Annotated in this window: 16 protein-coding genes; 7 read left to right on the top strand and 9 right to left on the bottom strand. The window is 72.6% G+C overall.

Annotated elements, in window-relative coordinates:
* Positions 1-178: 178 nt before the first annotated feature.
* Entirely contained in the window at positions 179-826 is a 648-nt protein-coding gene (locus AC07FT_RS04765) for a TetR family transcriptional regulator (protein WP_479173945.1), read from the bottom strand.
* Between the two features lie 345 nt (positions 827-1,171).
* On the opposite strand from AC07FT_RS04765, the gene AC07FT_RS04760 reads away from it, so the two are divergent.
* From AC07FT_RS04760 to AC07FT_RS04750, 3 genes are all read left to right on the top strand, one after another.
* Positions 1,172-2,041, top strand: a complete 870-nt coding sequence (locus AC07FT_RS04760; RefSeq protein WP_479173943.1) for a VOC family protein — start codon at positions 1,172-1,174, stop codon at positions 2,039-2,041.
* Positions 2,042-2,238: 197 nt separating this feature from the next.
* The gene (gene afsK / locus AC07FT_RS04755; RefSeq protein ID WP_479173941.1) at positions 2,239-4,863 is read left to right on the top strand and encodes a protein serine/threonine kinase AfsK; all 2,625 of its coding nucleotides are present in this window, start codon (positions 2,239-2,241) and stop codon (positions 4,861-4,863) included.
* Between the two features lie 175 nt (positions 4,864-5,038).
* The gene (locus AC07FT_RS04750) at positions 5,039-5,617 is read left to right on the top strand and encodes a hypothetical protein (protein ID WP_471203349.1); all 579 of its coding nucleotides are present in this window, start codon (positions 5,039-5,041) and stop codon (positions 5,615-5,617) included.
* Positions 5,618-5,651: 34 nt separating this feature from the next.
* Here the strand turns inward: AC07FT_RS04750 and AC07FT_RS04745 are convergent, their stop codons facing one another.
* Genes AC07FT_RS04745 through AC07FT_RS04735 form a run of 3 tightly spaced genes read right to left on the bottom strand, consistent with a single transcriptional unit; the run spans position 5,652 to position 8,012 of the window.
* The gene (locus AC07FT_RS04745; protein WP_479173939.1) at positions 5,652-6,419 is read right to left on the bottom strand and encodes an enoyl-CoA hydratase/isomerase family protein; all 768 of its coding nucleotides are present in this window, start codon (positions 6,417-6,419) and stop codon (positions 5,652-5,654) included.
* The gene (locus tag AC07FT_RS04740; RefSeq protein WP_479173937.1) at positions 6,416-6,856 is read right to left on the bottom strand and encodes a Zn-ribbon domain-containing OB-fold protein; all 441 of its coding nucleotides are present in this window, start codon (positions 6,854-6,856) and stop codon (positions 6,416-6,418) included. Before AC07FT_RS04740 ends, AC07FT_RS04745 begins: the two co-directional genes overlap by 4 nt.
* Positions 6,857-6,860: 4 nt before the next feature.
* The gene (locus tag AC07FT_RS04735) at positions 6,861-8,012 is read right to left on the bottom strand and encodes a lipid-transfer protein (RefSeq protein WP_471203343.1); all 1,152 of its coding nucleotides are present in this window, start codon (positions 8,010-8,012) and stop codon (positions 6,861-6,863) included.
* Between the two features lie 137 nt (positions 8,013-8,149).
* Here AC07FT_RS04735 and AC07FT_RS04730 point away from each other — a divergent pair, with 137 nt between their 5' ends.
* Positions 8,150-9,736, top strand: coding sequence for a FadD3 family acyl-CoA ligase (locus AC07FT_RS04730; protein ID WP_479173935.1), 1,587 nt, complete (start codon positions 8,150-8,152; stop codon positions 9,734-9,736).
* Positions 9,737-9,894: 158 nt separating this feature from the next.
* Here AC07FT_RS04730 and AC07FT_RS04725 read toward each other — a convergent pair whose 3' ends face one another.
* The 5 genes from AC07FT_RS04725 to AC07FT_RS04705 form a co-directional block, all read right to left on the bottom strand.
* Positions 9,895-10,092 carry a hypothetical protein gene (locus tag AC07FT_RS04725; protein WP_479173933.1) on the bottom strand — a complete coding sequence of 66 codons (198 nt, stop codon included), beginning with the start codon at positions 10,090-10,092 and terminating at the stop codon, positions 9,895-9,897.
* 407 nt (positions 10,093-10,499) lie between these two features.
* On the bottom strand, positions 10,500-10,796 hold the full coding sequence (locus tag AC07FT_RS04720; protein WP_479173931.1) for a hypothetical protein: 297 nt from the start codon (positions 10,794-10,796) through the stop codon (positions 10,500-10,502).
* A gap of 204 nt (positions 10,797-11,000) precedes the next feature.
* On the bottom strand, positions 11,001-13,928 hold the full coding sequence (gene afsR / locus AC07FT_RS04715) for an SARP-family global regulator AfsR (RefSeq protein WP_479173929.1): 2,928 nt from the start codon (positions 13,926-13,928) through the stop codon (positions 11,001-11,003).
* A gap of 178 nt (positions 13,929-14,106) precedes the next feature.
* Positions 14,107-17,061: an SARP-family global regulator AfsR gene (afsR, locus tag AC07FT_RS04710; protein ID WP_479173928.1), complete on the bottom strand. Its 2,955-nt coding sequence runs from the start codon at positions 17,059-17,061 to the stop codon at positions 14,107-14,109.
* An 89-nt stretch (positions 17,062-17,150) separates the two neighbouring features.
* Positions 17,151-19,772, bottom strand: coding sequence for an ATP-binding protein (locus AC07FT_RS04705; protein WP_479173926.1), 2,622 nt, complete (start codon positions 19,770-19,772; stop codon positions 17,151-17,153).
* 169 nt (positions 19,773-19,941) lie between these two features.
* Here AC07FT_RS04705 and AC07FT_RS04700 point away from each other — a divergent pair, with 169 nt between their 5' ends.
* The 3 genes from AC07FT_RS04700 (at position 19,942) to AC07FT_RS04690 (ending at position 23,127) form a co-directional block, all read left to right on the top strand.
* Positions 19,942-21,168, top strand: coding sequence for an amidohydrolase family protein (locus AC07FT_RS04700; protein WP_479173925.1), 1,227 nt, complete (start codon positions 19,942-19,944; stop codon positions 21,166-21,168).
* Positions 21,169-21,365: 197 nt separating this feature from the next.
* Positions 21,366-22,328, top strand: a complete 963-nt coding sequence (locus AC07FT_RS04695) for a TIGR03619 family F420-dependent LLM class oxidoreductase (RefSeq protein WP_479173923.1) — start codon at positions 21,366-21,368, stop codon at positions 22,326-22,328.
* Positions 22,329-22,341: 13 nt separating this feature from the next.
* The gene (locus tag AC07FT_RS04690) at positions 22,342-23,127 is read left to right on the top strand and encodes an SDR family NAD(P)-dependent oxidoreductase (protein WP_479173922.1); all 786 of its coding nucleotides are present in this window, start codon (positions 22,342-22,344) and stop codon (positions 23,125-23,127) included.
* Positions 23,128-23,246 lie beyond the last annotated feature (119 nt).

Genomic DNA, 23,246 nt, shown 5'->3' with positions numbered 1-23,246 from the left:
GCCTCCCGAGATAGCGGACAGATGCTTGGGGGGCCTCTGCCGTCTTGCCCCCCCCTTTCCATCTGGAGACATGGGGGAAGCGGCGGCATCCCCCCCCCCCCCCCCCCCCCCCCCCCGCGGCGTGACAGGACGTGCTGGCCCGCCGGTCGGCCGGACCGGCGCGCGGTGCATCAGACGGCTATTTGGCCGGCTTCCGGCCGGTGATACCGAGGTGGACGACATAGGCCAGGTTCGGCTTCAGCTCGGCCTGCTTCACGCCCCAGCTCTGGAAGCCCTTCTGGTGCGCGGCGACGGCGGCCAGCATCGCGACGAGCGTGCCCGCGACCGCCGCGGCGCTGACGCTCTTGTCGATCCGGCCCTTGGCCTGGAGGTCCTTGACGGCGTCCGTCAGGGAGTTGGTCACGGCGTTGAGGATCTTCATGCGGATCTTGTAGAACCGCTTGTCGCCCTCGGCCGCTCCCAGGTCGACCACCCGCAGGATGGCGTCGTGTTTGCGCCAGAACGAGAGGAAGCCGTCGACCAGGTCCTCCGCCGCCTGTGCGCCGGACTTCCCGGCCCAGGAGCGACCGGCGACCAGATCGGTCAGCCCCGCGCCCTCCTTGGCCATCTCCTCCGCGAGCTCGAGGACGGCGCCCTCGACGTCGGGGAAGTACTGGTAGAACGTCGCCGGCGAGGTCCCTGCCTTGCGTGCGACATCGATGACCTTGACATCTCGGTACGGGGATGAGCTGAGCATCTCGCTGAGGCAGTCGAGCAGCTTCTGCCGTGTCGCCTGCCCGCGGCGACCGGCCACCCGCCCGTCGACGGTGCGTACTTGTCCTGTCATGCCGTCAGCTTACCGAGGGGTGATCAGAGCGCGATTCGGCTGCGTGCAAATGGGGTTAGCGAGGGATGAGAGGGTTTGTCGGGCCTCCTCAGCAGGTCGGAATGGCTTATTCCGGTCGCTTTCCGTCGGGAGACCCCCCGGAGAAGCCGCTCACCCACACGAGTGATTCGTGTTATCAACAGCCTGTGGATAACGATGGTGGATGAGCTGCGCGGAATCCGGCGGCGGCGGTCCGGGATTGGCCGAAAGGTGAGAATTCCGGAGCGGGCGCGGGGAGCGATCCCCCGTTAGCGTGGCAAGAGGGGAAGAACGCTCCCCACAGGAGGACGCGGGAGGATCCGGGACATGGCCGCATTCGCCGAAGGCGTGCCCTGCTGGGCGGACGCGATGCTTCCCGACCTCGAGGCGGGCAAGCGGTTCTACGGCGGACTGTTCGGCTGGACCTTCGACGAGCGGACCACGGACTACGGCTCGTACACCCGCGCCCTGCTCGGCGGGAAGGACGTCGCGGGGCTCGTGCCCAAGCCCGACGGGCGGATGCCGACCGTCTGGAACATCTACTTCGCCACCAGGGACGCCGCCGCGACCGCCGCCCGGATCCGCGAGGCGGGCGGCCGGGTGATCGCCCCGCCGGTGTGGATCGACGACTCCTGTGTGATGGCCACCGCCGCGGACCCGGGCGGCGCGGTCTTCGGACTGTGGCAGGCGGGCAGCCACCCCGGCTTCGCACGGCGCGGCACCCCGGGCTCGTACGGCTGGACCGAGGTCCACACCCGGCAGCCCAGGCCGGTCGACTCCTTCTACCGGGCGGTCTTCGGGTACGGCATGGAGCCCGTCAGTGTGCGCGGGGCCCGCGACACCGGCCCCGGCGAGCCCCGGGACGCCCATGCCCCGGCCGCCGCTCCCGATCTCGTCCTCTGGTCCCCGCGCGGTGAGCCCACCGGGGCCCGGCACGCGATCGGCGGACGGGTCGTGATCGGCGAGCGGTACCCGGCCGAACTGCCCGCACATTTCCTCACGTACTTTGTGGTGGCGGACTGCGACCAGGCGCTGCGCACGGCCCACCGGCTGGGCGGGCGAGTTCTCAATGACCCCGAAGATACGCCGTACGGGCGTTTCGCGGTCCTTGCGGACAATCAGGGCGCGGTCTTCGCCGTGATCGACACCTCGGCGACCGGCCCCTCCGACCCGGAGAGCAGGGCGGGACCGGGCTGAGAGCGAGGTGGCGGCCGTGCCGTCGAACGGGGCGGTGCCCGGCTCCGTATCGCCCGATGACACGACGATTCGCCCCCGGGTTCGCAACCGCCGCCTTCGCCAGAGAGAATGCAGGATGCGTGCCGCCGGACGGTTTGTCGGTGAGACGCTGCACGGGGCTGTACTTTTCCAAGCCCCCACGGGGAGGTGGCAGGCAAGTGGTGGAGCAGCTGACGCAGCACGATCCGAGGCGGATCGGCCCTTTCGAGGTGCTCGGTCGGCTCGGCGCGGGCGGCATGGGGCTGGTCTATCTGGCCCGCTCGGCATCGGGCCGACGGGTCGCGATCAAGACGGTGCGGACCGAGCTCGCCGAGGACCAGCTGTTCCGCGTCCGGTTCACCCGCGAGGTGGAGGCGGCCCGCGCGGTCAGCGGCTTCTACACGGCGGCGGTGGTCGACGCCGATCCGCGCGCGGCGGTGCCCTGGCTGGCCACGGCCTACGTCCCCGCGCCCTCCCTCGAGGAGATCGTCAACGAGTGCGGACCGATGCCCGCCCAGGCGGTGCGCTGGCTGGCGGCCGGAGTCGCCGAGGCGCTGCAGTCCATCCATGGCGCGGGGCTGGTCCACCGGGATCTGAAGCCGTCGAACGTCCTGGTCGTCGAGGACGGCCCGCGCGTGATCGACTTCGGTATCGCCTCCGGTGTCTCGAACACCCGGCTGACGATGACCAACGTCGCCGTCGGTACCCCGGCCTACATGTCGCCCGAGCAGGCGCGTGACTCACGCAGTGTGACGGGCGCGAGCGACATCTTCTCGCTCGGCTCGACCCTGACCTTCGCGGCCACCGGACACGCCCCCTTCCACGGGGCCAACCCGGTGGAGACCGTGTTCATGCTGCTGCGCGAGGGACCGGACCTGACCGGACTCCCCGATGAGCTGCGGCCGCTGATCGAGTCGTGCATGCAGATGGAGGCGGACCGCCGGCCCTCCCCGGCGGACCTCCAGTCGCAGCTGGCCCCACACCTCTTCGCCTCCAACGCCGATGACAGCGGTACGGCCTCGGCCTGGCTGCCCGGCGGCGCCGTCGCGCTCATCGAGCGCAAGCGCAGCGGGCGCAACCAGGTGCGCGGCGGCTCCGTCGCGCGCCCCGCGGCCGGTGGCGGCCGGTCCGCCCCGAGCGGTGGCAGCGGTGGTGCCGGGCGCGCCGCGGCTCCGCTGCCACCGGAGCGTCCGCCCGCACCGCCGCCCTCCTACGCCCAGTCCGCCGGAGCCGGAGCGGCGTCGCCCGGCGGCGCGGGCGGCTGGGAGCCGGTGGGCGTCGGGGACCCGCGCGGTGGGCTGCGCGCCCCGGAGGCCGCGAGCCCGCCGAGCGCGCTGGGCTCCATCGGCCCCGGGCGGCACGCCGCCCCCGCCGGACCGTCCTCCGCCGTACCGTCCGCGCCCCTGCCCGCCGCGACCGACGGCGCGGTGCGGCTGCCCGGTTCACAGGTGCCGATCGGGCCCGGCCTGCGGGCCGCCGACACCCGCGATCCGCAGGCGCGGCAGGACACCGGCCCCGCCACCGGCTGGGTGCGCCCGCCCGAGGGTATGACCACCGGCGGGGTGAACGGCGGGGAGGCCGCGGCCACGGCCGCCGTGCCGCCGCCGTCCCACGCGGCGTCCGCCGACGCGGCCGACGGACCGGGCGGCGCGGGTGCCCCCGGGCGCTGGCGGCCCTGGCGGTTCCGGATGTCCAATGACGTCTGGGGCACTCCGGCCGTCGCCGGTAATCTGCTCTATGTCACCTCCTTCGAGGTGCACGCGCTGGATGTGGGCACCGGGCGGCGGCAGTTCAAGACCCGTGACGTGGCCTGGGCGATGGCCGTGGCCAACGGCCGGATCCACGCCTCCGACGGTCCGACGCTCTACGCGCTGGACGCGGAGGACGGCGCCGAGCGCTGGCGGCTGTCCACCGACGGCTGGGTCTACTCGCTCACGGTGGACCGCGGCACGGTGATCACCGGCACCCGTGGCGGCGGCGTCCAGGCGTGGGAGGCGGCCAACGGCGAGTTGCTGTGGGAGAAGCAGGGCCTCCAGACGGACTTCGAGACGCCCGAGTCCGGGCCGGTCATCCACGACGGCACGGTCTATGTGTGGGCGGACGCGCGGCTGCGCGCCCTGGAGGCGCGCACCGGCGCGGAGCGCTGGTCCTACCCGATCGGTGACGCGGCGTCCTGTGGCGGGGTGCCGATGCGGCTGCTGTCGGCGCCCGACGGCGTCGTCTACGTCACCGCCGGAACCCGGGTGCTGGCCATCGACATCGCGCGCGGCGAGGTGCGGTGGCGCTTCGAGGCGCCCGCCGTCTTCCTGTGCGCGCCCGCGTACGCACCGGGGCCCGCGGTGACCGGCGGCGGTATCTACATCGCCGACTACCTCGGCACGGTCTACGCGCTGGACGCGGCGAACGGCCGCGACCGCTGGCGGATCGCCACCGAGTCGCGCCAGTCGATCGAACCGGTGCTGGTCGCCGACGGTTCGGTGCATCTGGGCAGCGGCAGCGCGCTGTACACCCTCGACGCGGTCACCGGCACCCCCAAGTGGCGGTTCGCCGCCGGCGGCGAGGTCATCGGCTCCCCGGTCGTCGCGGACGGGCGCGTCCACTTCGGTTCGGCCGACCACTGTCTCTACACGGTGGACGCGGCGGGCGGGCAGCTGCGCTGGAAACTGGCCACCGGCGGTGAGATCACCGGGTCCCCGGTGGCCGCCGGGGGTGTGGTGTACGCGTGCAGCAAGGACCGCTGTGTCTACGCGCTGGACGCGGTGAAGGGCACCGGGCAGTCCCGGCCTCCGGCCAACCGCCCCTGAGGAACGGTCTCGTCCGCCCGGAACCGCAGTGACGGACGAGATCGTCTCCGCCTACCAGGAGCCGGGCCGGACCCCGATGTGACTTTGGGGTAGGAAGTGCCGTTGCTAGGGTGGCGTGCACTTGTCAACTGACGTCCGGTTGGCTTGTTTGTGCCGTTCAACGGGGGAGAATTCCATGCAACGCCGTTCTGTACGCCTGCTCGCCGTCACCCTCATCGGGCTGATGGCGCTCACCGGATGCGGGAAGAAGGGCCGGGGCAGCAGCAGCCACGGCGGTGGGCTGGGCGGCTTCAGCTCCGGTGGCAGCGGCGGTGACTCCCCGGCGTCCGACCCCAGCGGTCTGCCCAGCGGTGTGCCCACCGACCTGCCCTCGGGGATCTCGTCGGGCGGATCGTCGTACTCCCCGGGCTACCCGTCCCCGTCCAGCTCGTACAGCTACTCCCCGCCGGCCACCTACAACCCGGACGCCACGACCGAGACCAGCGGCTCCAACTGCCGCTACGACCAGTCCACCGGGCAGTTCAAGTACGACGTGAAGGTCACCAACACCGACCCCAGCCGCAGCTTCCGCTACTCGGTCAGCGTGAGCTGGAACGAGTACGTGGGCGAGGGGCTGCTCGGCTACGACAGCACCTATGTGACCGTGCTGCCGGGCCAGAGCGAGACCCTCACCGCCAGCGACAGCTACACCATCACCAAGCGGACCCAGTACACCTGCCAGGTCAGCTCGGCCAGCAAGTCCCCGGCCAGCTGAACCGGGTGGACCGGCCATCGGTCCGACCGCCGCGTCAGCGGAGCCGGAAGCCGGGCGTACGGGCCGCGAACCGCGCGGCCTGGCGCTCCGGCGGCAGGTTCCCCAGCGCGATCAGCTGCGGGGCGTGGGCGAGCGCCTGGTGCAGTGCGGCCTCCTTGGCCGTCCACAGCGCCCGTACCGTCCCCTGCACCGCCTCCGTCGGGTACGACGCCAGGACGGAGGCGGCGCGCACGGCCGCCGCCGTGGCCTCGCCGGCCGGAACCACCTCACTCACCAGGCCCGTCTCATACGCCCGCCGGGCCGAGACCCGCTCCGCGGTGCCCATCAGCGCCATCCGCGCGACCTCGCCGAACGGCATCCGCTGGGCCATGAGGACGGCCTCGTAGGCGCTGACCATGCCATAGCTGGTGTGCGGGTCGAAGAAGGCCGCGGTCTCGTCGGCGACGATGAACTCGGCCTCGCCCAGCAGGTAGAACGCCCCGCCGCAGGCCATTCCGGCCACCGCCGCGACCACCGGTTTCCACAGGTCGTTCGTCTTCGGACCGACCGTGCGCAGCGGATCGTCCAGGGCGTAGGGCGACGGCGGCTGCGGCACCTCGGCCGAGCGGTCGATCCCGGTGCAGAAGGCCCGGCCGCCCGCGCCGGTGAGCACCACGGCGCGGACCGACTCCTCGAAGCGGAAGCGGCGCCAGACGGCGATCAGTTCACCGGCGGTCTCCAGGTCGATGGCGTTGTGCCGTGCGGGGCGGTCCAGGGTGACCACCGCGACACCGTCCTCCCCGGTCCTGACACATACCGTCACGGCCGCTCCAACAGCCAGCGCACCATGGCCGGTCCGTCCGCGGGCCGGTGGAAGACCGCCCTGACCGGGGCGCCGATCCGGATCCGCCCGGGGTCCACCGAGTCCAGCGGGGCGTCGGCGGACGCGACGACATTTCCCACCAGCCGGATCCGCGGATGTTCGGCCAGCTCCACCAGCACCACGTTGTAGGGGGCCTGCGCGGCATAGCCGGGCAGCAGCGGCGGATGGGGCAGGACATAGGACCAGATCCGGCCACGGCCGCTGGTCCGCTTCCACCGGTGCTCGAAGGACTGGCAGGACGGGCAGCAGGGCCGTGGCGGGAACCGCGGCACGGCACAGCCGGCGCAGGTCTGGACGCGCAGTTCGCCGCGCGCCGCGTAGTCGAAGAAGGGTGCGCCGTCCTCGTCCGGGACGGGCTGGAGCAGTTCGGCCGACATACGCTCAACTCCTCAGCAGCAGGGCGGATGTGGGAACCCCCTCACCCGCCGTGACCAGGCAGGTGGTGGCGCCGGGGACCTGTGCGGTGCTGGTGCCGCGCAACTGGCTGACCCCCTCGGTGATCAGGTTGAAACCGTGGACGTACGCCTCGCTGAGCCCGCCGCCGCCGGTGTTGAGCGGCAGCCGTCCGCCGATCTCCAGCGCGCCGCCCTCGGTGAACGCGGCGCCCTCGCCCCGCCCGCAGAAGCCGTACCCCTCCAGCGACAGCGGGATCAGGGCGGTGAAGGCGTCGTAGATCTGGGCCACGTCCACGTCCTGCGGTCCGAAGTCGGCGCTCTTCCACAGTCGGCGGGCGGCGGTCCAGGAAGGGCCGGAGAGCGGGTCGTCGTTCCAGTAGTTGACCATCCCGTGGTGCTGGGCGGGCAGCCCCTGTGCGACGGAGTGGACGTAGACGGGGCGCCGCCGGCAGTCGCGCGCCCGCTCGGCGGAGACCACCACGCAGGCCAGTGCGCCGTCCGTCTCCAGACAGTTGTCGAACAGGCACAGCGGTTCGCTGATCCAGCGCGCGGTCATATACATCTCGCGGGTCAGGGGGCGTTCGTACATCATCGCGGCCGGGTTCTGGTTGGCCCGGTTGCGGCAGGCCAGGGCGACGTTGAAGAAGTGGTCGCGGGTGGCGCCGTACTCGTGCATATAGCGCCGGGCCAGCATCCCGATCTCGTCGGCGGGGCGCAGCAGCCCGTACGGCCGGGTCCACTGTCCCGGGGTCGGCAGCTGGGCCCGGGTGTTGGTCCACGGCCGCGGTCCGCTGCCGCGTTTGCGGGAGCGCCAGGCCACGCCGACCTCGGCCTGTCCGGTGGCGATGGCGGCGGCGAGATGGGCGACGGTGGCACAGGAACCACCGCCGCCGTAACCGGCCTTGGCGAAGAAGGTCACCTCCCCGGCGCCGATCGCCTTGGCGACCTCGACCTCGTCGGTCTCCTCCATGGTGTACGAGGCGAAGGCGTCCACCTCGGACGGGGCGATCCCGGCGTCGTCCAGCGCGGCGAGGATCGCCCGGCAGGCCAGGGCCTTCTCGGACTCGGGGAGCCGTCTGGCGAAGGGCGTCCGGCCGATCCCGGCTATCGCCGTCGCGTCTTTCAGGGTCGCCGCCATCGCCACCTCCGTGGTCGAGGTTCCCCGGTGCCCGCGGTCACCGGTGCTGACAGCGGGGAAGGGTACCGCTAATCTGACGGACAGTCAGCTATCGGTCTGCTGGTGAGGTCCGGGCGCGGCCCGGCGGGAGGCGGCTCATGGCGGAGGACACCATCCCGGCGCTGGTGCGGACGGCGGCCGGTCGGTACGGCACGGACGAGGCCGTGGTCGAGGGACGCTCCCGGATCTCCTACGCGGAGCTGGGCGCGCGGATCGAACGGGCCGCCGCGGCCTGCCTCGCCTCGGGCGTGGCACCCGGCGACCGGATCGCGGTCTGGGCACCCAACACCACCGACTGGATCGTGGCGGCGCTGGGCGCGGTCACCGCGGGCGGGGTGCTGGTCCCGGTCAACACCCGCTTCAAGGGCGCCGAGGCCGCGTACGTACTGCGCCGCACCCGCGCCACCCATCTGTTCGTCACCGGTACCTTCCTGGGCACCTCCTACGTGGCATCGCTGCGCAGGGCGGCCGGCCAGGGGCCGGGCGACGGTCCGCTCCCGGGCCTCCCGGAACTGCGGGAGGTGGTCGTCCTCGCCGATGACGCCCCGGACGACTTCCGCACCTGGAAGGAGTTCCTGGCCACCGGTGCCGGCGTGCCGGACTCGGCGGTACGGGACCGGGCGGACGCGATACGCCCCGACGACCCCTCCGACATCACCTTCACCTCGGGCACCACCGGCGAACCCAAGGGTGTGGTGATCACCCACGCCCAGACCGTACGGGTCTACCGCCACTGGAGCGAGATCGCCGGGCTGGTGCCGGGCGACCGCTACCTCATCGTCAACCCGTTCTTCCACACCTTCGGCTACAAGGCCGGGATCATCGCCTGTCTGCTGCGCGGCGCCACGATGGTGCCGCAGCCGGTGTTCGGCGTGGAGACAGCGCTCGCCAACATCGCGGCCGAACGCATCAGCGTGCTGCCCGGACCGCCCACCCTCCACCAGTCGCTCCTGGACCATCCGGCGCGCGCGGCCCATGACCTGTCAGCGCTGCGCCTGGTGGTGACCGGCGCCTCCGTCGTCCCGCGGGAACTGGTGGACCGGCTCCGCGGTGAACTGGGCATCGCCACCGTACTGACCGCCTACGGGCTGTCGGAGGCGTCCGGCACGGTCAGCATGTGCCGTCGCGGCGATCCCCCGGAGACCGTCTCGGGCACCTCCGGACGTGCCATCCCGGACACCGAGATCAAGGTGGTCGGGCCGAACGGTGCCGCGCTGCCGCCGGACACCCCGGGCGAGGTCCTGGTCCGCGGCTACCACGTGATGCGGGGCTACTTCGAGGACGAGAGGGCCACCGCCCGCGCGATCACCCCGGACGGCTGGCTGCGGACCGGTGACATCGGGGTGCTGGACCCCGGGGGCAATCTCCGGATCACCGACCGGATCAAGGACATGTTCATCGTCGGCGGCTTCAACGCCTATCCCGCCGAGATCGAGCGGCTGATCGCGCGCCACCCGGATGTGGCCGACGTGGCCGTGATCGGCATCCCTGACCCCCGGCTGGGCGAGGTGGCCAAGGCGTACGCCGTCCGCCGCCCCGGGGCCACGCTGACCGCGGACGATCTGATCGCCTGGTCGCGACGGGAGATGGCGAACTACAAGGTGCCCCGGCAGGTGGAGTTCCTGGCCGCCCTGCCGCGCAACGCCGGCGGGAAGGTGCTCAAGACGGCACTGCGGGCGCGCTGAGACGGGGCGCGCCGGGAAGGCCGTATGCGGTCGCGTACGGGACTCCTCTCACGGCCGGCTGTTTCCGGCGCTTCGAGAGCCCTTCGCGGACCGTGGCACCGGTGTCGGTGCCAGGGCCGAGCCGGCCGGGAGAGAGAGCGGTGCGGACGCGGGGTGCGTCAGCGGGGGTCGGGGGCGGGGGCGTGGTCGTCCATGGGGGAGAACGCGACATCCGCACCGTTCCCGGCCGAGGCGCTGATCACCGGGGCGTGGTCATCGGCGAGGGTCATCGTGCCGGCCATCGCCGGTGCGGCGAATCCTGCGGCCAGTGCTGCCGAAAGGGCAGCTATGACAAAGGTCTTGCGGGTACGAGACATTTCCAGGCACCTCCGTGCGGGGCTCAAATTGCCATTCCATAATGCAAATGAATGGCCGGGACGTACTCATGTTCGGCCAAGTGGCAGGAAACGGCCAGAAGTCTGGCGCGAAAAGAGGTGTCCCGGCCTACGCGGTTTGCGGACGTGCATATTCCGGCGCGCGCGAAGGGGACCGATCGCCGACGGCATCCCCTCCCCGTCGTCGGCGCCCGGCCCCCGTCGTGTCCCCCGTGGTGAATCCCCCGTTGGTGGTTCCCCCGTTGTCCCCCCTCGTTGTTCCCCCGTTGTTCCCCCGTGGTGGTGCTGTGTTGCATGGTGCGACCGCCCCCCTCAACGGCCGCTCCCGTCAACCACCGCTCCGAGAAGCGGTGGTTGAGGTCTCGTGGTGATGCTCCTCGTGTGCCGCTCTACCCCTTGCCCGCCAGCGGCGGGGGAGTGGGCGAGTGCTCGTCCTGGGTTCGGATGGCGCTGGGATCGGCACCCTCACCCTCACCCTCGCCACCGGCGGCCGTGACCTTCGGCGGTGCCGGCGAGTGCTCGTCACCCGCGACCAGCTTGGGCGGGGCGGGCCAGTGCTCGTCCTTGGTGGCCAGCTGTGGAGGCGCCGGAGAGTGCTCGTCCTTGGTCGTCAAGGGCTTCGGAACCGGCGAGTGCTCGTCCATGGGCCGGTAGGCGTCGGACTCGGGCTTCTTGGATTCGCTCATCGCACTCAACTTCCTCTTGGTTGGCGGGGTGTGCGACGCCCGCCCGGCGACTCCCCCGTGGGTCGCCGGACAGGCGCCTCAGAGCCGCTCACCTTACGGTGGGGGCCTGACAACCGACCCGCCTGCCCCCCGCGGGGACGGATCGACTGCACTAAGCCTGGCGTCCGGCGATAAACGATTGATGAACGGGGGCGCGTCGAGCCGTTATGCGGTCGGAGCGGGGGCCAGCAGCACCCGCACCTCGTCCGCCTCGGCGGTGCCCAGCCCCTCGTGAATGGCCAGCGCCTCCTGCCAGCACGCCTCGGCGCGGCCGGTCTGCCCGATCTCCAGCAGGGCACGGCCGAGCACGGTGAGCACGATGGCCCGCCGCCACTCCCCGCCGATACCCCGCAGGGCCAGGGCCTGCTCCGCATGGGCCGCCGCCCGGTCGGGCCGGTGCGCTCCCAGATGGGCCTCGGCGAGCCGCTGGTGGACCATGCCCTCCCACAGCGGCTGACGGGTCTCCCGGAAGAGGGCGAGCGCCTCGGTCAGCCGCTCCACGGCCTCCACGGAGCGGTCGGCGCGGGTGAGCGCCATGCCCAGCGCGTACTTGCCGTTGGCCAGCCGCAGCACATGCCCCAGTGCCTGGTAGATGTCCACGCCCTGCTGGGCCAGTTCGACCGCGGTGGTGGTGCGGCCCTGCGCGGTGTGCACCCGGGAGAGGTTGCACAGCGCGCTCGCCTCGCCCGGCCGGTTGCGGTCCTCGCGGAACCCGCCGATGGCCTGGAGGAGATGGGCCTCCGCCTCCTCGTACCGGCGCAGGTTGAGGGCGATGATGCCGCGCTGGTTGGGCACGCGTGTGGTGGGGACCGGGTCCTTCGTGGCCATCCCCAGCATCATGGCCCGCTTGGCCTCCTCCTCCGCGAGCGCGTACTTCGCCCCCAGACTGAGCGCATGGGTCAGCGAGGTCTGCGCCCGTCCCTCGGCCTGGTGGTCCCCGGCGTCGTGGGCGGCCTTGCTCACCACCGTGGCGACCAGTTCGTAGCGGCGCGCGTTGGCCCCGGACTCGGCGACGTCGGCGGCCGCCATCAGGAGGTCGGCCGCCCGGCGCAGAGTGGCCCCGGAGGCACACTGCTGGGCACAGGCCAGCAGGCAGTCGGCCTCGGTGAACAGCCAGTCGAGGGCGGCGTCCTGGGAGGCGAAGTCCACCCCGGGGTGCTCGGTGGGCGCCAGGTGGTCCACCATCCGGTCGCCTGGGCGCTCCATCCCGTACACCCGGGAGGCCATGGCGAGGTAGAAGTCCAGCAGCCGGGACAGTGCCGACTGGCGGTCGGCCGGGGGCTGGTCGCGCTCGGCGCAGTCACGCGCGTAGAGCCGGACCAGATCGTGGAAGCGGTAGCGGCCGGGCGCTGCGGACTCGAGCAGCGAGGTGTCGACGAGGGCCTCCATCAGCTCCTCGGCGTCGTACGGGTCGAGGTCGAGCAGGGCGGCCGCGGCGGTGAGGGAGATGTCGGGTCCTTCGGCGAGGCCGAGGAGGCGGAAGGCGCGGGCTTGTTGGGGTTCGAGTTGTCCGTAGCCGAGTTCGAAGGTGGCTTTGACGGCGAGGTCTCCGGCGCGTAGTTCGTCCAGGCGGCGGCGTTCGTCGGCGAGTTTGCGGGCGAGGGTGGAGACGGTCCAGGTGCGGCGGGAGGCGAGCCGGGAGGCGGCGATCCGGATCGCCAGCGGCAGGAAGCCACAGGCCGCCACCACGTCCATCGCCGCTTTGCGCTCGGCGTCCACCCGCTCCCTGCCGACGATCCGGGTGAAGAGGAGCAGTGCCTCCTCCGGGCTCATCACATCCAGGTCCACCAGGTGGGCGCTCTCCAGGTCCACCATGCGGGTGCGGCTGGTGATCAGAGCCGCGCAGCCTTCGGTGCCGGGGAGGAGCGGGCGTACCTGGGCGGCGTCGCGGGCGTTGTCGAGCAGGGTGAGGACGCGGCGGCCGTCGAGGGTGGAGCGGTAGAGCGCCGCCCGCTCCTCGAGTTCGTCCGGAATGGCGGTGTCGGGGATGCCGAGGGCGCGCAGGAACGCGCCGAGCACGGCGTCCGGTTCGGCGGGTACGGGGCCCGCGCCCTGGAGATCCACGTACAGCTGACCGTCGGGGAACCGGGTGCGGGCGGTGTGGGCCACGTGAACGGCGAGCGTGGTCTTGCCGACGCCGCCGATTCCCGCGACGGCCGACACCGCCATGACGCGTCCCTCATCGGTCGTCAGATGTTCACTCAGTTCATCGACGAAGGCGGTGCGGCCGGTGAAGTCGGCCACGGTCGCGGGCAGCTGGGCGGGACGTACGAAGACCGCCCCGGTCAGCTGGGTCTCGGCCGTCTCCACCGGGGCGGCCAGCGCCGCGTCGGCCTGGAGGATGCGGGAGTGCAGTTCGGAGAGCTCCGGGCAGGGATCGACCCCGAGTTCCTCGGCGAGCAGCGCACGGGTGTCGGCGTAGACGGCGAGTGCCTCGGCCTGGCGTCCGCCGCGGTACAGGGCAAGCATGAGCAGCTCGCGCAGCCGCTCGCGCAGCGGATGGGCGACGGTGAGCGCGGTCAGTTCGGAGACCGCCTCGGTGTGGTGGCCGAGTTCGAGGTCCAGCTCCAGCCGGGCCTCGATGAGTCCCAGATGGAATTCCGAGATCCGGACGCGCTGCGTCTCGGCGTACGGACCCGGTACCCCGGCCAGCGGCTCGCCCTCCCACAGGTCGAGGGCCTGGGCGAGCAGTTCGCGGGCGCGTACGCGGTCCCCGGAGTGCTGTGCCTTCTCCGCCTCGGTGGCCAGCTGCTCGGCGACATCGATATCGAGGGCACCCAGGCCGACCCGGATCGCGTAACCGCCGGATTCGCTCACCAGGATGTCCGCGTTACCGCCGAACGCCTTGCGGAGCCGGGAGGCGTAGGTGCGCAGGGCGGCGATGGCCGCGTCCGGCGGGTCCTCGCCCCACAGCCCGTCCACCAGCTCCGGGGCGGTGACGGTGCGGCCGCCGCGCAGCAGCAGCGCGGCGAGCAGCGCACGCTGCTGCGGTGAACCCGTGGTGAGCGGCTCCTCGCCCTCCCAGCCCCGGACGGGTCCGAGCACGGTGAAGCGCAAGGGCTGCTCCCGCACCTGCTCCTTGCCGCCGGCCATGGTCTCCCCCTGCCTGTGCTTCCCGGTCGCACGGGTCAGTTTGCCTTGTCGGCGCCCCTTACGTCAGTAGGGGCCTGTCCTCTCCACAGGGTCTGCCAGAGTTGGCGGCCTGACCTCAGTTGCCGTTCCATCAGATCGTGCTGGGTGTTTCAGCCATGCTGCACCGTGATCAACCGGGCTACCCCTGGCCGAGAATGACGTCCGATCGATCGGCCCCTGGGTTCCCTCCTCCGGCCATCAGGCGGTCCACCTCGTGGATCTCCGATGAGCCCAGCCGTTCGTAGATGGTCCGCGCCTCCCGCCAGCACTCCCGCGCCCGGTCCCGCTGTCGCATCGCGTTCAGCGCCTTCCCCAGCAGAGTGAGGAAGGCAGCGCGGCGCCCTTCGCCGCCGAGGCCGCCGAGGGCCAGGGCGCGTTCGGCGTGCTCCGCCGCCGGGGCCGGGCGCTCCGCGGCGAGATGGGTTTCGGCCAGCCGGAAATGTGTCATCCCTTCCCACAACGGCTGACGATTCTCGCCGAAAATCCGCAGCGCGTGCGTGAGCCTGCTCAGCGCCTCGTCGGTCCGGCCGGTGCGGGTGAGGGCGATCCCGAGGACGTACATGCCGTTGGCGAGCCGCAGCGGGGCGCCGAGCCGCTGGTACATCGACAGTGCCTGTTCGGCCAGTTCCACCCCGGCCCGGGTGCGGCCGGTGTCGAGGTGGAGGCGGGCGAGGTTGGACAGCGCGCTGGCCTCGCCGGGTTCGTTGGCGTCCGCGCGGAAGGCGTCGAGCGCCTGCACGAGATGGTCCTCGGCACGGGCGAAGTGGCCCTGGTAGCAGGCGATGATGCCGCGCTGGTTGGGGACGCGGGACGCCAGCATCGGGTCCCCGGCCAGCGTGCCCAGCTCCAGTGCCCGGCGCATCTCCTGTTCGGCCTGGTCGAAGCGGCCGGTGGAGTGGTACAGGTGCCCCAGCGAGAAGCGGGCGCGCGCCTCGGTACGGGTGTCCCCGGCCGCGCCGGCCGCCTCAGCGATCGCCCGTGCGGTCACCTCGTACTGCCGGGAGTTGGTCCCGGACTCGGCGAGGTCGAGGGTGGCCATGAGCAGGTCGGCGGCCCGGCCGCGCAGGCTGTTCCCGACGCACTGCCGGGCGCAGGCGATCAGCCCGTCGGCCTCCGCGAACAGCCAGTCCAGTGCCGCGTCCTGGCCGGGGAAGGTCAGACCCGGGTGGCCGGTCGGCGCCAGATGGTCCACGGTGCGGTCCCCGGGCCGCTCCAGCGCGTAGACCCGTGCCGCCGTCGCCAGGTAGAAATCCATCAGCCGGGCGAGGGCGGCGTGCCGGTCGGCGGCGGGCTGGTCGCGCTCGGCGCGGTCGCGCGCGTAGAGCCGGACCAGATCGTGGAAGCGGTAGCGGCCGGGCGCGGGGGACTCCAGCAGGGAGGTGTCGACGAGGGCCTCGATCAGCTCCTCGGCGTCGTACGGGTCGAGGTCGAGCAGGGCCGCCGCCGCGGCGGCGGAGATGTCGGGCCCTTCCGCGATCCCCAGCAGGCGGAAGGCGCGTGCCTGTTCGGGGTGGAGTTGTCCGTAGCCCAGCTCGAAGGTGGCCTCGACGGCGAGATCCCCGGCGCGCAGCTCGGTCAGACGGCGGCGCTCGTCGGCCAGTTCACGGGCGAGGGTGGCCACCGTCCAGCCGGTCCGGGAGGCCAGCCGGGAGGCGGCGATGCGCAGGGCGAGCGGCAGGAAGCCACAGGCCGCCACCACGTCCGTGGCGGCCTTGGGTTCGGTTTCCACCCGTTCCTCGCCGACGATCCGGGTGAAGAGGAGCAGCCCCTCGTCGGGACTCATCACATCCAGGTCGAGCAGGTGGGCGCTCTCCAGGTCCACCATGCGGGTGCGGCTGGTGATCAGAGCCGCGCAGCCTTCGGTGCCGGGGAGGAGCGGGCGTACCTGGGCGGCGTCGCGGGCGTTGTCGAGCAGGGTGAGGACGCGGCGGCCGTCGAGGGTGGAGCGGTAGAGCGCGGCCCGCTCGTCCAGGCCCTCCGGGACGGCGGTGTCGGGGATGCCGAGGGCGCGCAGGAAGGCGCCGAGCACGGCCTCCGGTTCGGTGGGGTCGGCGTCGGTGCCCTGGAGGTCGACGTAGAGCTGGCCGTCGGGGAAGTGGTGACGGGTGTGGTGGGCCACGTAGACGGCGAGTGTGGTCTTGCCGACCCCGCCGATCCCCGCGACTGCTGACACGGCCATGACACTCCCGCAGGTCAGCTGCTCGCGCAGCTGGGTGGCGAAGGTCGCCCGCATGGTGAACTCGGGGGTGACGAGGGGGAGCTGGGCGGGCCGGAGCAGGGTGGGCCCGGCCGACCGCTCATCGACGCCGGACAGCGGGGTGAGCCCCGGGTCCGCCCGGCGGATGCGCGAGTGCAGCTCGCTGAGTTCGGGACGGGGGTCCACACCCAGCTCCTCGGCGAGCAGCCGCCGGGTGTCGGCGTAGACGGCGAGCGCCTCGGCCTGGCGTCCGCCGCGGTACAGGGCGAGCATCAGCAGCTCGCGCAGCCGCTCCCGAAGCGGATGGGCGGCGGTGAGGCCGGTGAGCTCGGAGACCGCCTCGGCGTGGTGGCCCAGGGCGAGATCGAGGTCGAGCCGGGTCTCCAGGAAGGACAGTCGCCGCTCCTCCAGCCGTACCCGCTGGGTCTCCGCGAACGGGCCGGGCACCCCGATGAGCGGTTGGCCGTCCCAGAGGGCGAGCGCCTCGGTGATGAGGCCGTGCGCGCGGGCGCGGTCGCCGCGGTGGTGGGCGCGCTCCGCCTCGGTGGCCAGGCGCTCGGCACGCGCCGCGTCCAGCGCGTCCGCGTCGGCCCGGATCGCGTAGCCGCCGGATTCGCTCACCAGGATCTCCGCGTCCGGCCCGAAGGCCCGGCGGAGCCGGGAGGCGTAGGTGCGCAGGGTGGCGATGGCCGCGTCCGGCGGATCGTCCCCCCACAGTCCGTCCACCAGCTCGGCCGCCGTGGCGGTGCGTCCGCCGCGCAGCAGGAGCGCGGCGAGCAGCGCGCGCTGCTGCGGTGAACCGGTGGTGAGCGCTTCGTCACCGCGCCAGGCCCGGACGGGTCCGAGCACCGCGAACCGTAAGGGCCGCTCGTGCAGTTGCCCGTTGTCACCGGCCATGGTCTCCCTGCCTGCCGTTCTCGACCCCGCGGGGCCAGTCTGCCGTGCCCGGGACTCCGCCCGGCGGTCGCGTCCCGTGCCGCCGGGGGTCACAGCGGAGCCGGCCCGTCGGGACGGCCGAGGCCGCTGGACCAGGGGGCGGCCTCCCGCAGCGGATCCCGGGTCATCGGGATCCCGCTCCCCGCCCCGGGCGGCAGCAGCGGGACGCACGCGCCCAGCAGCCGGCGTATCTCGGTCAGCTCCGGGGAGCGCAGCCGCTCGTAGATTGCTCCGGCCTCGCGCCAGCACTCGCGGGCGCGGTCGGTCTGCGCGGTCGCGATCAGGGCCTTTCCCAGCACCGTCAGGATGGAGGCGCGCCGCCACTCACCGCCGAGGCCGCCGAGGGTCAGGGCACGTTCGGCGTGCTGGGCCGCACGGGCGGGCCGGTCGGCGGCCAGCAGGGCCTCGGCCAGCCGGAGGTGGGTCATCCCCTCCCACAGGGACTGCCGCGCCTTGCGGAACAGCTCCAGCGCCTGGTTCAGCAGGGTCAGGGCCTCGTTCGTCCGGCCGGTGCGGGTGAGGGCGATCCCGAGGACGTACATGCCGTTGGCCAGGCGCAGCGGGGCGCCGAGCCGCCGGTAGATCGACAGTGCCTGTTCGGCCAGTTCCACCCCGGCCTGGGTACGACCGGTGTTGAGGTGGAGACGGGCGAGGTTGGACAGGGCGCTGGCCTCGCCGGGTTCGTTGGCGTCCGCGCGGAAGGCGTCGAGCGCCTGGTACATCAGCCTCTCGGCGTCCTCGTGATGGCCCTCGCCCATGCTGATGATCCCGAGCCGGTTCGGCGCGCGGCAGGCCACCAGCGGATCCCGGCCGAGCAGCTCCAGGGCCCTTCGCAGTTCCAGCACGGCCTGGTCGAACCGGCCGGTGAAGCTGTAGAGATGGCCCAGCGCCGACCGGGCGCGGGCCTCGGTGCGCGAGTCGGCCGCCGCGTGGGCCGCCTCGCTGATCGTCCGGGCGGCGGCCTCGTACTGCGGCGACTTGGCGCCGGACTCGGCGAGGTCGAGGGTGGCCATGAGCAGGTCGGCCGCACGGCCCCGGGTGGTCTCTCCGGTGCACTGCCGGGCGCAGGCGATCAGACAGTCGGCCTCGGTGAACAGCCAGTCCAGTGCGGTGGCCGAGGAGTCGAAGGAGAGCCCGGGGTGGTCGGTGTGCGCGAGGTGGTCGACGGTGCGGTCGCCGGGGCGCTCCAGGGCGTAGACCCGTGCCGCGGTGGCCAGGTAGAAGTCCAGCCGCCGGGAGAGCGCGGTGTCCCCCTCCTCCGGCGGACGGGCGTCCCGGCCGGCGCACTCGCGCGCGTAGAGCCGTACGAGGTCGTGGAAGCGGTAGCGGCCGGGGACCGCGGACTCCAGGAGTGAGATGCCCATGAGCGAGGACAGCAGGTCCTCGGTGGGCCCGGCGTCCAGGTCGAGGGTGGCTGCCGCGGCGGTGAGGGAGATGTCGGGTCCTTCGGCGAGGCCGAGGAGGCGGAAGGCGCGGGCTTGTTGGGGTTCGAGTTGTCCGTAGCCGAGTTCGAAGGTGGCTTTGACGGCGAGGTCTCCGGCGCGTAGTTCGTCCAGGCGGCGGCGTTCGTCGGCGAGTTTGCGGGCGAGGGTGGAGACGGTCCAGGTGCGGCGGGAGGCGAGCCGGGAGGCGGCGATCCGGATCGCCAGCGGCAGGAAGCCACAGGCCGCCACCACCTCCATGACGGCCGGGCGCTCGACCGTGGCGCGTTCCTCGCTCACGATCTGGGCGAAGAGGGTGAACGCCTCCGCAGGGTTCAGTACATCGAGGTCTATCAGATGGGCTCCCGGCACCCCCGCCATCCGCGCACGTCCGGTGATCAGGGCGGCGCAGCCCGGTGCCCCGTCCGGGAGCAGCGGGCGTATCTGGGCGGCGTCGCGGGCGTTGTCGAGCAGCACGAGGACCCGGCGGGTGCCGAGGGCCGCGCGGTAGAGGGCGGAGCGCTTCTCGACGCCGTCGGGGATCGCGGAGTCGGGGGTGCCCAGCGCCCGCAGGAAGGCGCCCAGGACGGACTCCGGGTCGGCCGGGGCGCCGCCGGTTCCCCGGAGGTCCGCGTACAGCTGGCCGTCGGGGAAGTGAGACCGCGCGCCGTGGGCGACATGGACGGCCAGCGCGGTCTTGCCGATCCCTCCGGTGCCCGCGACGGCCAGTACGGCTGAGGGTGTGCCGGGGGGTGCGGTGAGTCGTCCGCCGATCTCCCGGACCACTTCGGCGCGGCCGGTGAAGTCGGCCACCGCTGCGGGGAGCTGGGCGGGGCGCACGACGGAGGCTCCGCTTCCGTGGGCGGTGCCGGGGCTCTTGCCCGTCGGGACGGCCAGCCCGTCGTCGCCGTCGAGGATGCGCTGCTTGAGCCGGGCCAGGGACTCTCCCGGGGGTCGGTCGCACTCCTCGGCGAGCAGCCGCCGGGTGTCGGCGTAGACGGCCAGCGCCTCGGCCTGGCGTCCGCCGCGGTACAGGGCCAGCATCAGCAGCTCGCGCAGCCGCTCCCGAAGGGGGTGGGTGGCCGAGAGGGCGGTCAGCTCCGAGACGACCTCGGTGTGGCGCCCGCTCTCCAACTCCAGTTCGATCCTGTCCTCGACGAGGGCGAGGTCCGACTCCCCGCGGGGCCAGGAGCTGTCCGGTCCCGGCGCGGCTGTTTCCCCCCGCCGCCCCAGTCGCTTGTCGCCGACCATGGTGTGCCCCCCGCGTACGTGCTCGCTGTACAGCCAGTCTGCCGTGTCGGTGGCTCAATCGTCAGCAAAGGGAGGTTTGTGCGCGTGCCGGGTGGCGCGCGCCCGTGCGCCGGTGGGCACCTCTCCGGCATAGCTGACGATCCGTCAGATCGGCGCTACCGTGACATCCATGGAGAGCTTCCCCAAGATCATTTCGGTGGACGACCACACGGTCGAACCCCCTCACGTCTGGCGGGACCGCCTCCCGTCGAAGTACCGCGACACCGCCCCGCGCATCGTCCGCGCGCCGCTGAAGGAAATGACCTTCGTCGGGGGCCGGTTCGCGCCGAAGATGGGCGCGCCCGGGGACGACGGACCACTCGCGGACTGGTGGGTGTACGAGGAACTGAGGCGGCCGCTGACGCGGCTGGACACGGCGGTCGGGTACGACCGCGACGAGGTCCGGCTGGAGGCCATCACCTACGAACAGATGCGGCCCGGCTCCTACTCGGTGCCCGACCGGCTGGCGGACATGGACGTCAACCACGTGCAGTCCGCGCTCTGCTTCCCCACCTTCCCCCGCTTCTGCGGGCAGACCTTCACCGAGGCCCGGGACCGTGAGCTGGGGCTGCTGGGGGTGCGGGCCTACAACGACTGGATGGTGGAGGAGTGGTGCGGCCCCGAGGCGCGGGGGCGGCTGATCCCGCTCACCATCATCCCGCTGTGGGACGCGGAACTGGCCGCGGCCGAGGTGCGGCGGAACGCGGCGCGCGGGGTGCGGGCCGTGTGTTTCTCGGAGATACCCCCGAACCTGGGGCTGCCCTCCGTCCACACCGACGACTGGGATCCGTTCTTCGCCGCGTGCGACGAGACCGGCACGGTCATCGCCATGCACATCGGCTCGTCCTCGCGGATGCCCTCGACCTCCGCGGACGCGCCCCCGGCGGTCGGGTCCACCATCACCTTCGCCAACTGCTGCTTCTCGATGGTCGACTGGCTGATGAGCGGGAAGTTCGAGCGCTTCCCCAACCTCCGGATCATGTACGCCGAGGGTCAGATCGGCTGGATCCCGTACATCCTGGAGCGCGCCGACGTGGTCTGGGAGGAGAACCGCGGCTGGGGCGGGGTGGCCGACAAGGTGCTGCGGCCGCCGTCGGAGCTGTTCGCGGAGCATGTGTACGGATGCTTCTTCGACGACGCCTTCGGGCTGCGTAACCTCGACGCGATCGGGGTGGGCAACGTCCTGTACGAGACGGACTACCCGCACTCCGACTCCACCTGGCCCAAGTCCCGCGAGGTCGGCGAGGCGCAGATGGGCCATCTGGCGCCGGACGTGGTCGAGCGGATCGTCCGCGGCAATGCCATCGAACTGCTGGGGCTGACGGACGAGGGGCTGTGGGTGGGGCCGGGTTCCTGAGCCGATGAGCCGGTGAGCCCGGTCCGGGGCGCGGCCGGGCGCGGCCGGTTGCGGCCGGTGGCGTCCCGGCCACGGCGGTGGCGGCGTCCCCCGTCGCGGTGGCGGCACCGCCCCCCCGTCGTCCCGGTGCGGGCGGGGGCCTTGTCTGATGGACCGTCAGATACGACGATGGCGGTCCACCGACAAGGAGGCACGCCATGCGCGTCCTGCCCTCGGGGCGGCTCAGTTACGGAATGCAGCTTCCGGTCCAGTCGCAGAGCACTCTCTACGCCGAGCCCTGGGAGGCGGCGGCGGGCCCGGCCGATCTGCTCGCGCTCGCCCGCGCCGCCGACCGGCTCGGCTTCGCCTATCTCGCCGTCTGCGACCACGTCGCGATCCCGCGCCGGCTGGCCGGGGTGATGGGCACCGTCTGGTACGACCCGGTGGCCACCCTCGGCGCGCTCGCCGCGGCCACCGAGCGGATCCGGCTGCTCAGTCATGTCGCGGTGGCCGCGCTGCGCCATCCACTGCTCAACGCCAAGCAGTACGCCACGCTCGACCACCTCTCCGGCGGACGGCTGGTCCTCGGGGTCGGCGCCGGACACGTACGGGAGGAGTTCGACGCGCTCGGCGTGGACTTCGCCGCGCGCGGACCGCTGCTGGACGAGTCGATCGACGCGCTCAAGGCCCTGCTGGGGCCGGAGGAGTTCCCCGACTTCCGCGGTGAGTGGTTCACCTTCAGCGGTCTCGCGGTGGCGCCGCGTCCGGTGCAGAGCCCGCGTCCGCCGATCTGGGTGGGCGGCTCCTCGCCCGCCGCGGTGCGCCGGGCAGCGGTCCGCGGTGACGGCTGGCTGCCGCAGGGCGACCCCCGGGAACTGCTGCCGGGCCAGATCGCCCGGTTGCGCGTGCTGCGCGAGGGGGCGGCCGAGGAGGATCCCGAATGCGCGGAGCCGCTGGAGATCGGGGCCATCACCGAACCGCTGTACGTGGGCCCGCCCGGCTGGGAGGTGGGGCGGCGGACGCTGAGCGGCGTCCCGGACCGGCTGGCCGAGTCGCTGCGCGCGTACGCGGCCATGGGGGTCGACCAGATCCAGGTGCGGTTCCGCAGCCGGGGCCGGGCCGAACTCCTGGACCAGATGGCGGCGTTCGCCGCCGATGTCGCTCCGCACCTCAACGACTGACCGGGAGGCAGAAGTGGGCAAGCTGGACGGGCGGGTCGTCATCATCACCGGTGCGGCGCGCGGCCAGGGCGAGCAGGAGGCACGGCTGTTCGCCGAGGAGGGCGCGCGGGTGGTGCTCGGCGACGTACTGGACGAGCGGGGTGAGGCGCTCGCGAAGGAACTGGGTGAGGAACGGGCCCGCTACGTCCGGCTGGACGTGGGCCGCGAGGAGGACTGGGCGGCCGCCGTCGCCGCAGCCAAGGACGCCTTCGGCGCGGTGGACGGACTGGTCAACAACGCCGGGATCCTCCGCTTCAACGAGCTGACCGGCACTCCGCTGGAGGAGTACCTGGCCGTGGTGCGGGTGAACCAGGTCGGGGCGTTCCTCGGGATGCGGGCTCTCGCCCCGGAGCTGGCGGCCGCGGGCGGCGGCACGATCGTGAACACCGCCTCGTACGTCGCACTGACCGGGATGGCCTTCCTCACCTCGTACGCCGCCACCAAGGCGGCCATCGTGGGGATGACCCGGGTGGCGGCGATGGAGCTGGCGGACCGGGGGATCCGGGTCAACGCGATGTGTCCGGGGGCGATCGACACCCCGATGACCAACCCCGCCCAGCTCGACCCCGACGCGGATCCCGCGGAGGCGTCGGCGGCGGTGGACGAGCTGTACCGGAAGCTGGTGCCGATGGGGCGGATCGGGCGCCCGGAGGAGGTGGCGCGGCTGGCGCTGTTCCTCTCCTCGGACGACTCCTCGTACATCACCGGCCAGCCGTTCGTGGTGGACGGCGGCTGGCTGTCCGGGGTGTCGGTGTTCTAGGGCGTGTCCGCGACGTCGCGTCGGATCGGCCCGCGGCGTCAGGGGGCACCTCCCGGCGGTAGCCGGGGGAGCGTGCGATCGCACGGCGGAGGGTCGTCCTCCCGGGGGCGTCCCATGAC

Source organism: Streptomyces sp. NPDC045899 (assembly GCF_056431485.1).
The sequence above is the reverse complement of the archived record's forward strand: the minus strand, read 5'-3'. Positions and strand labels throughout refer to the sequence as shown.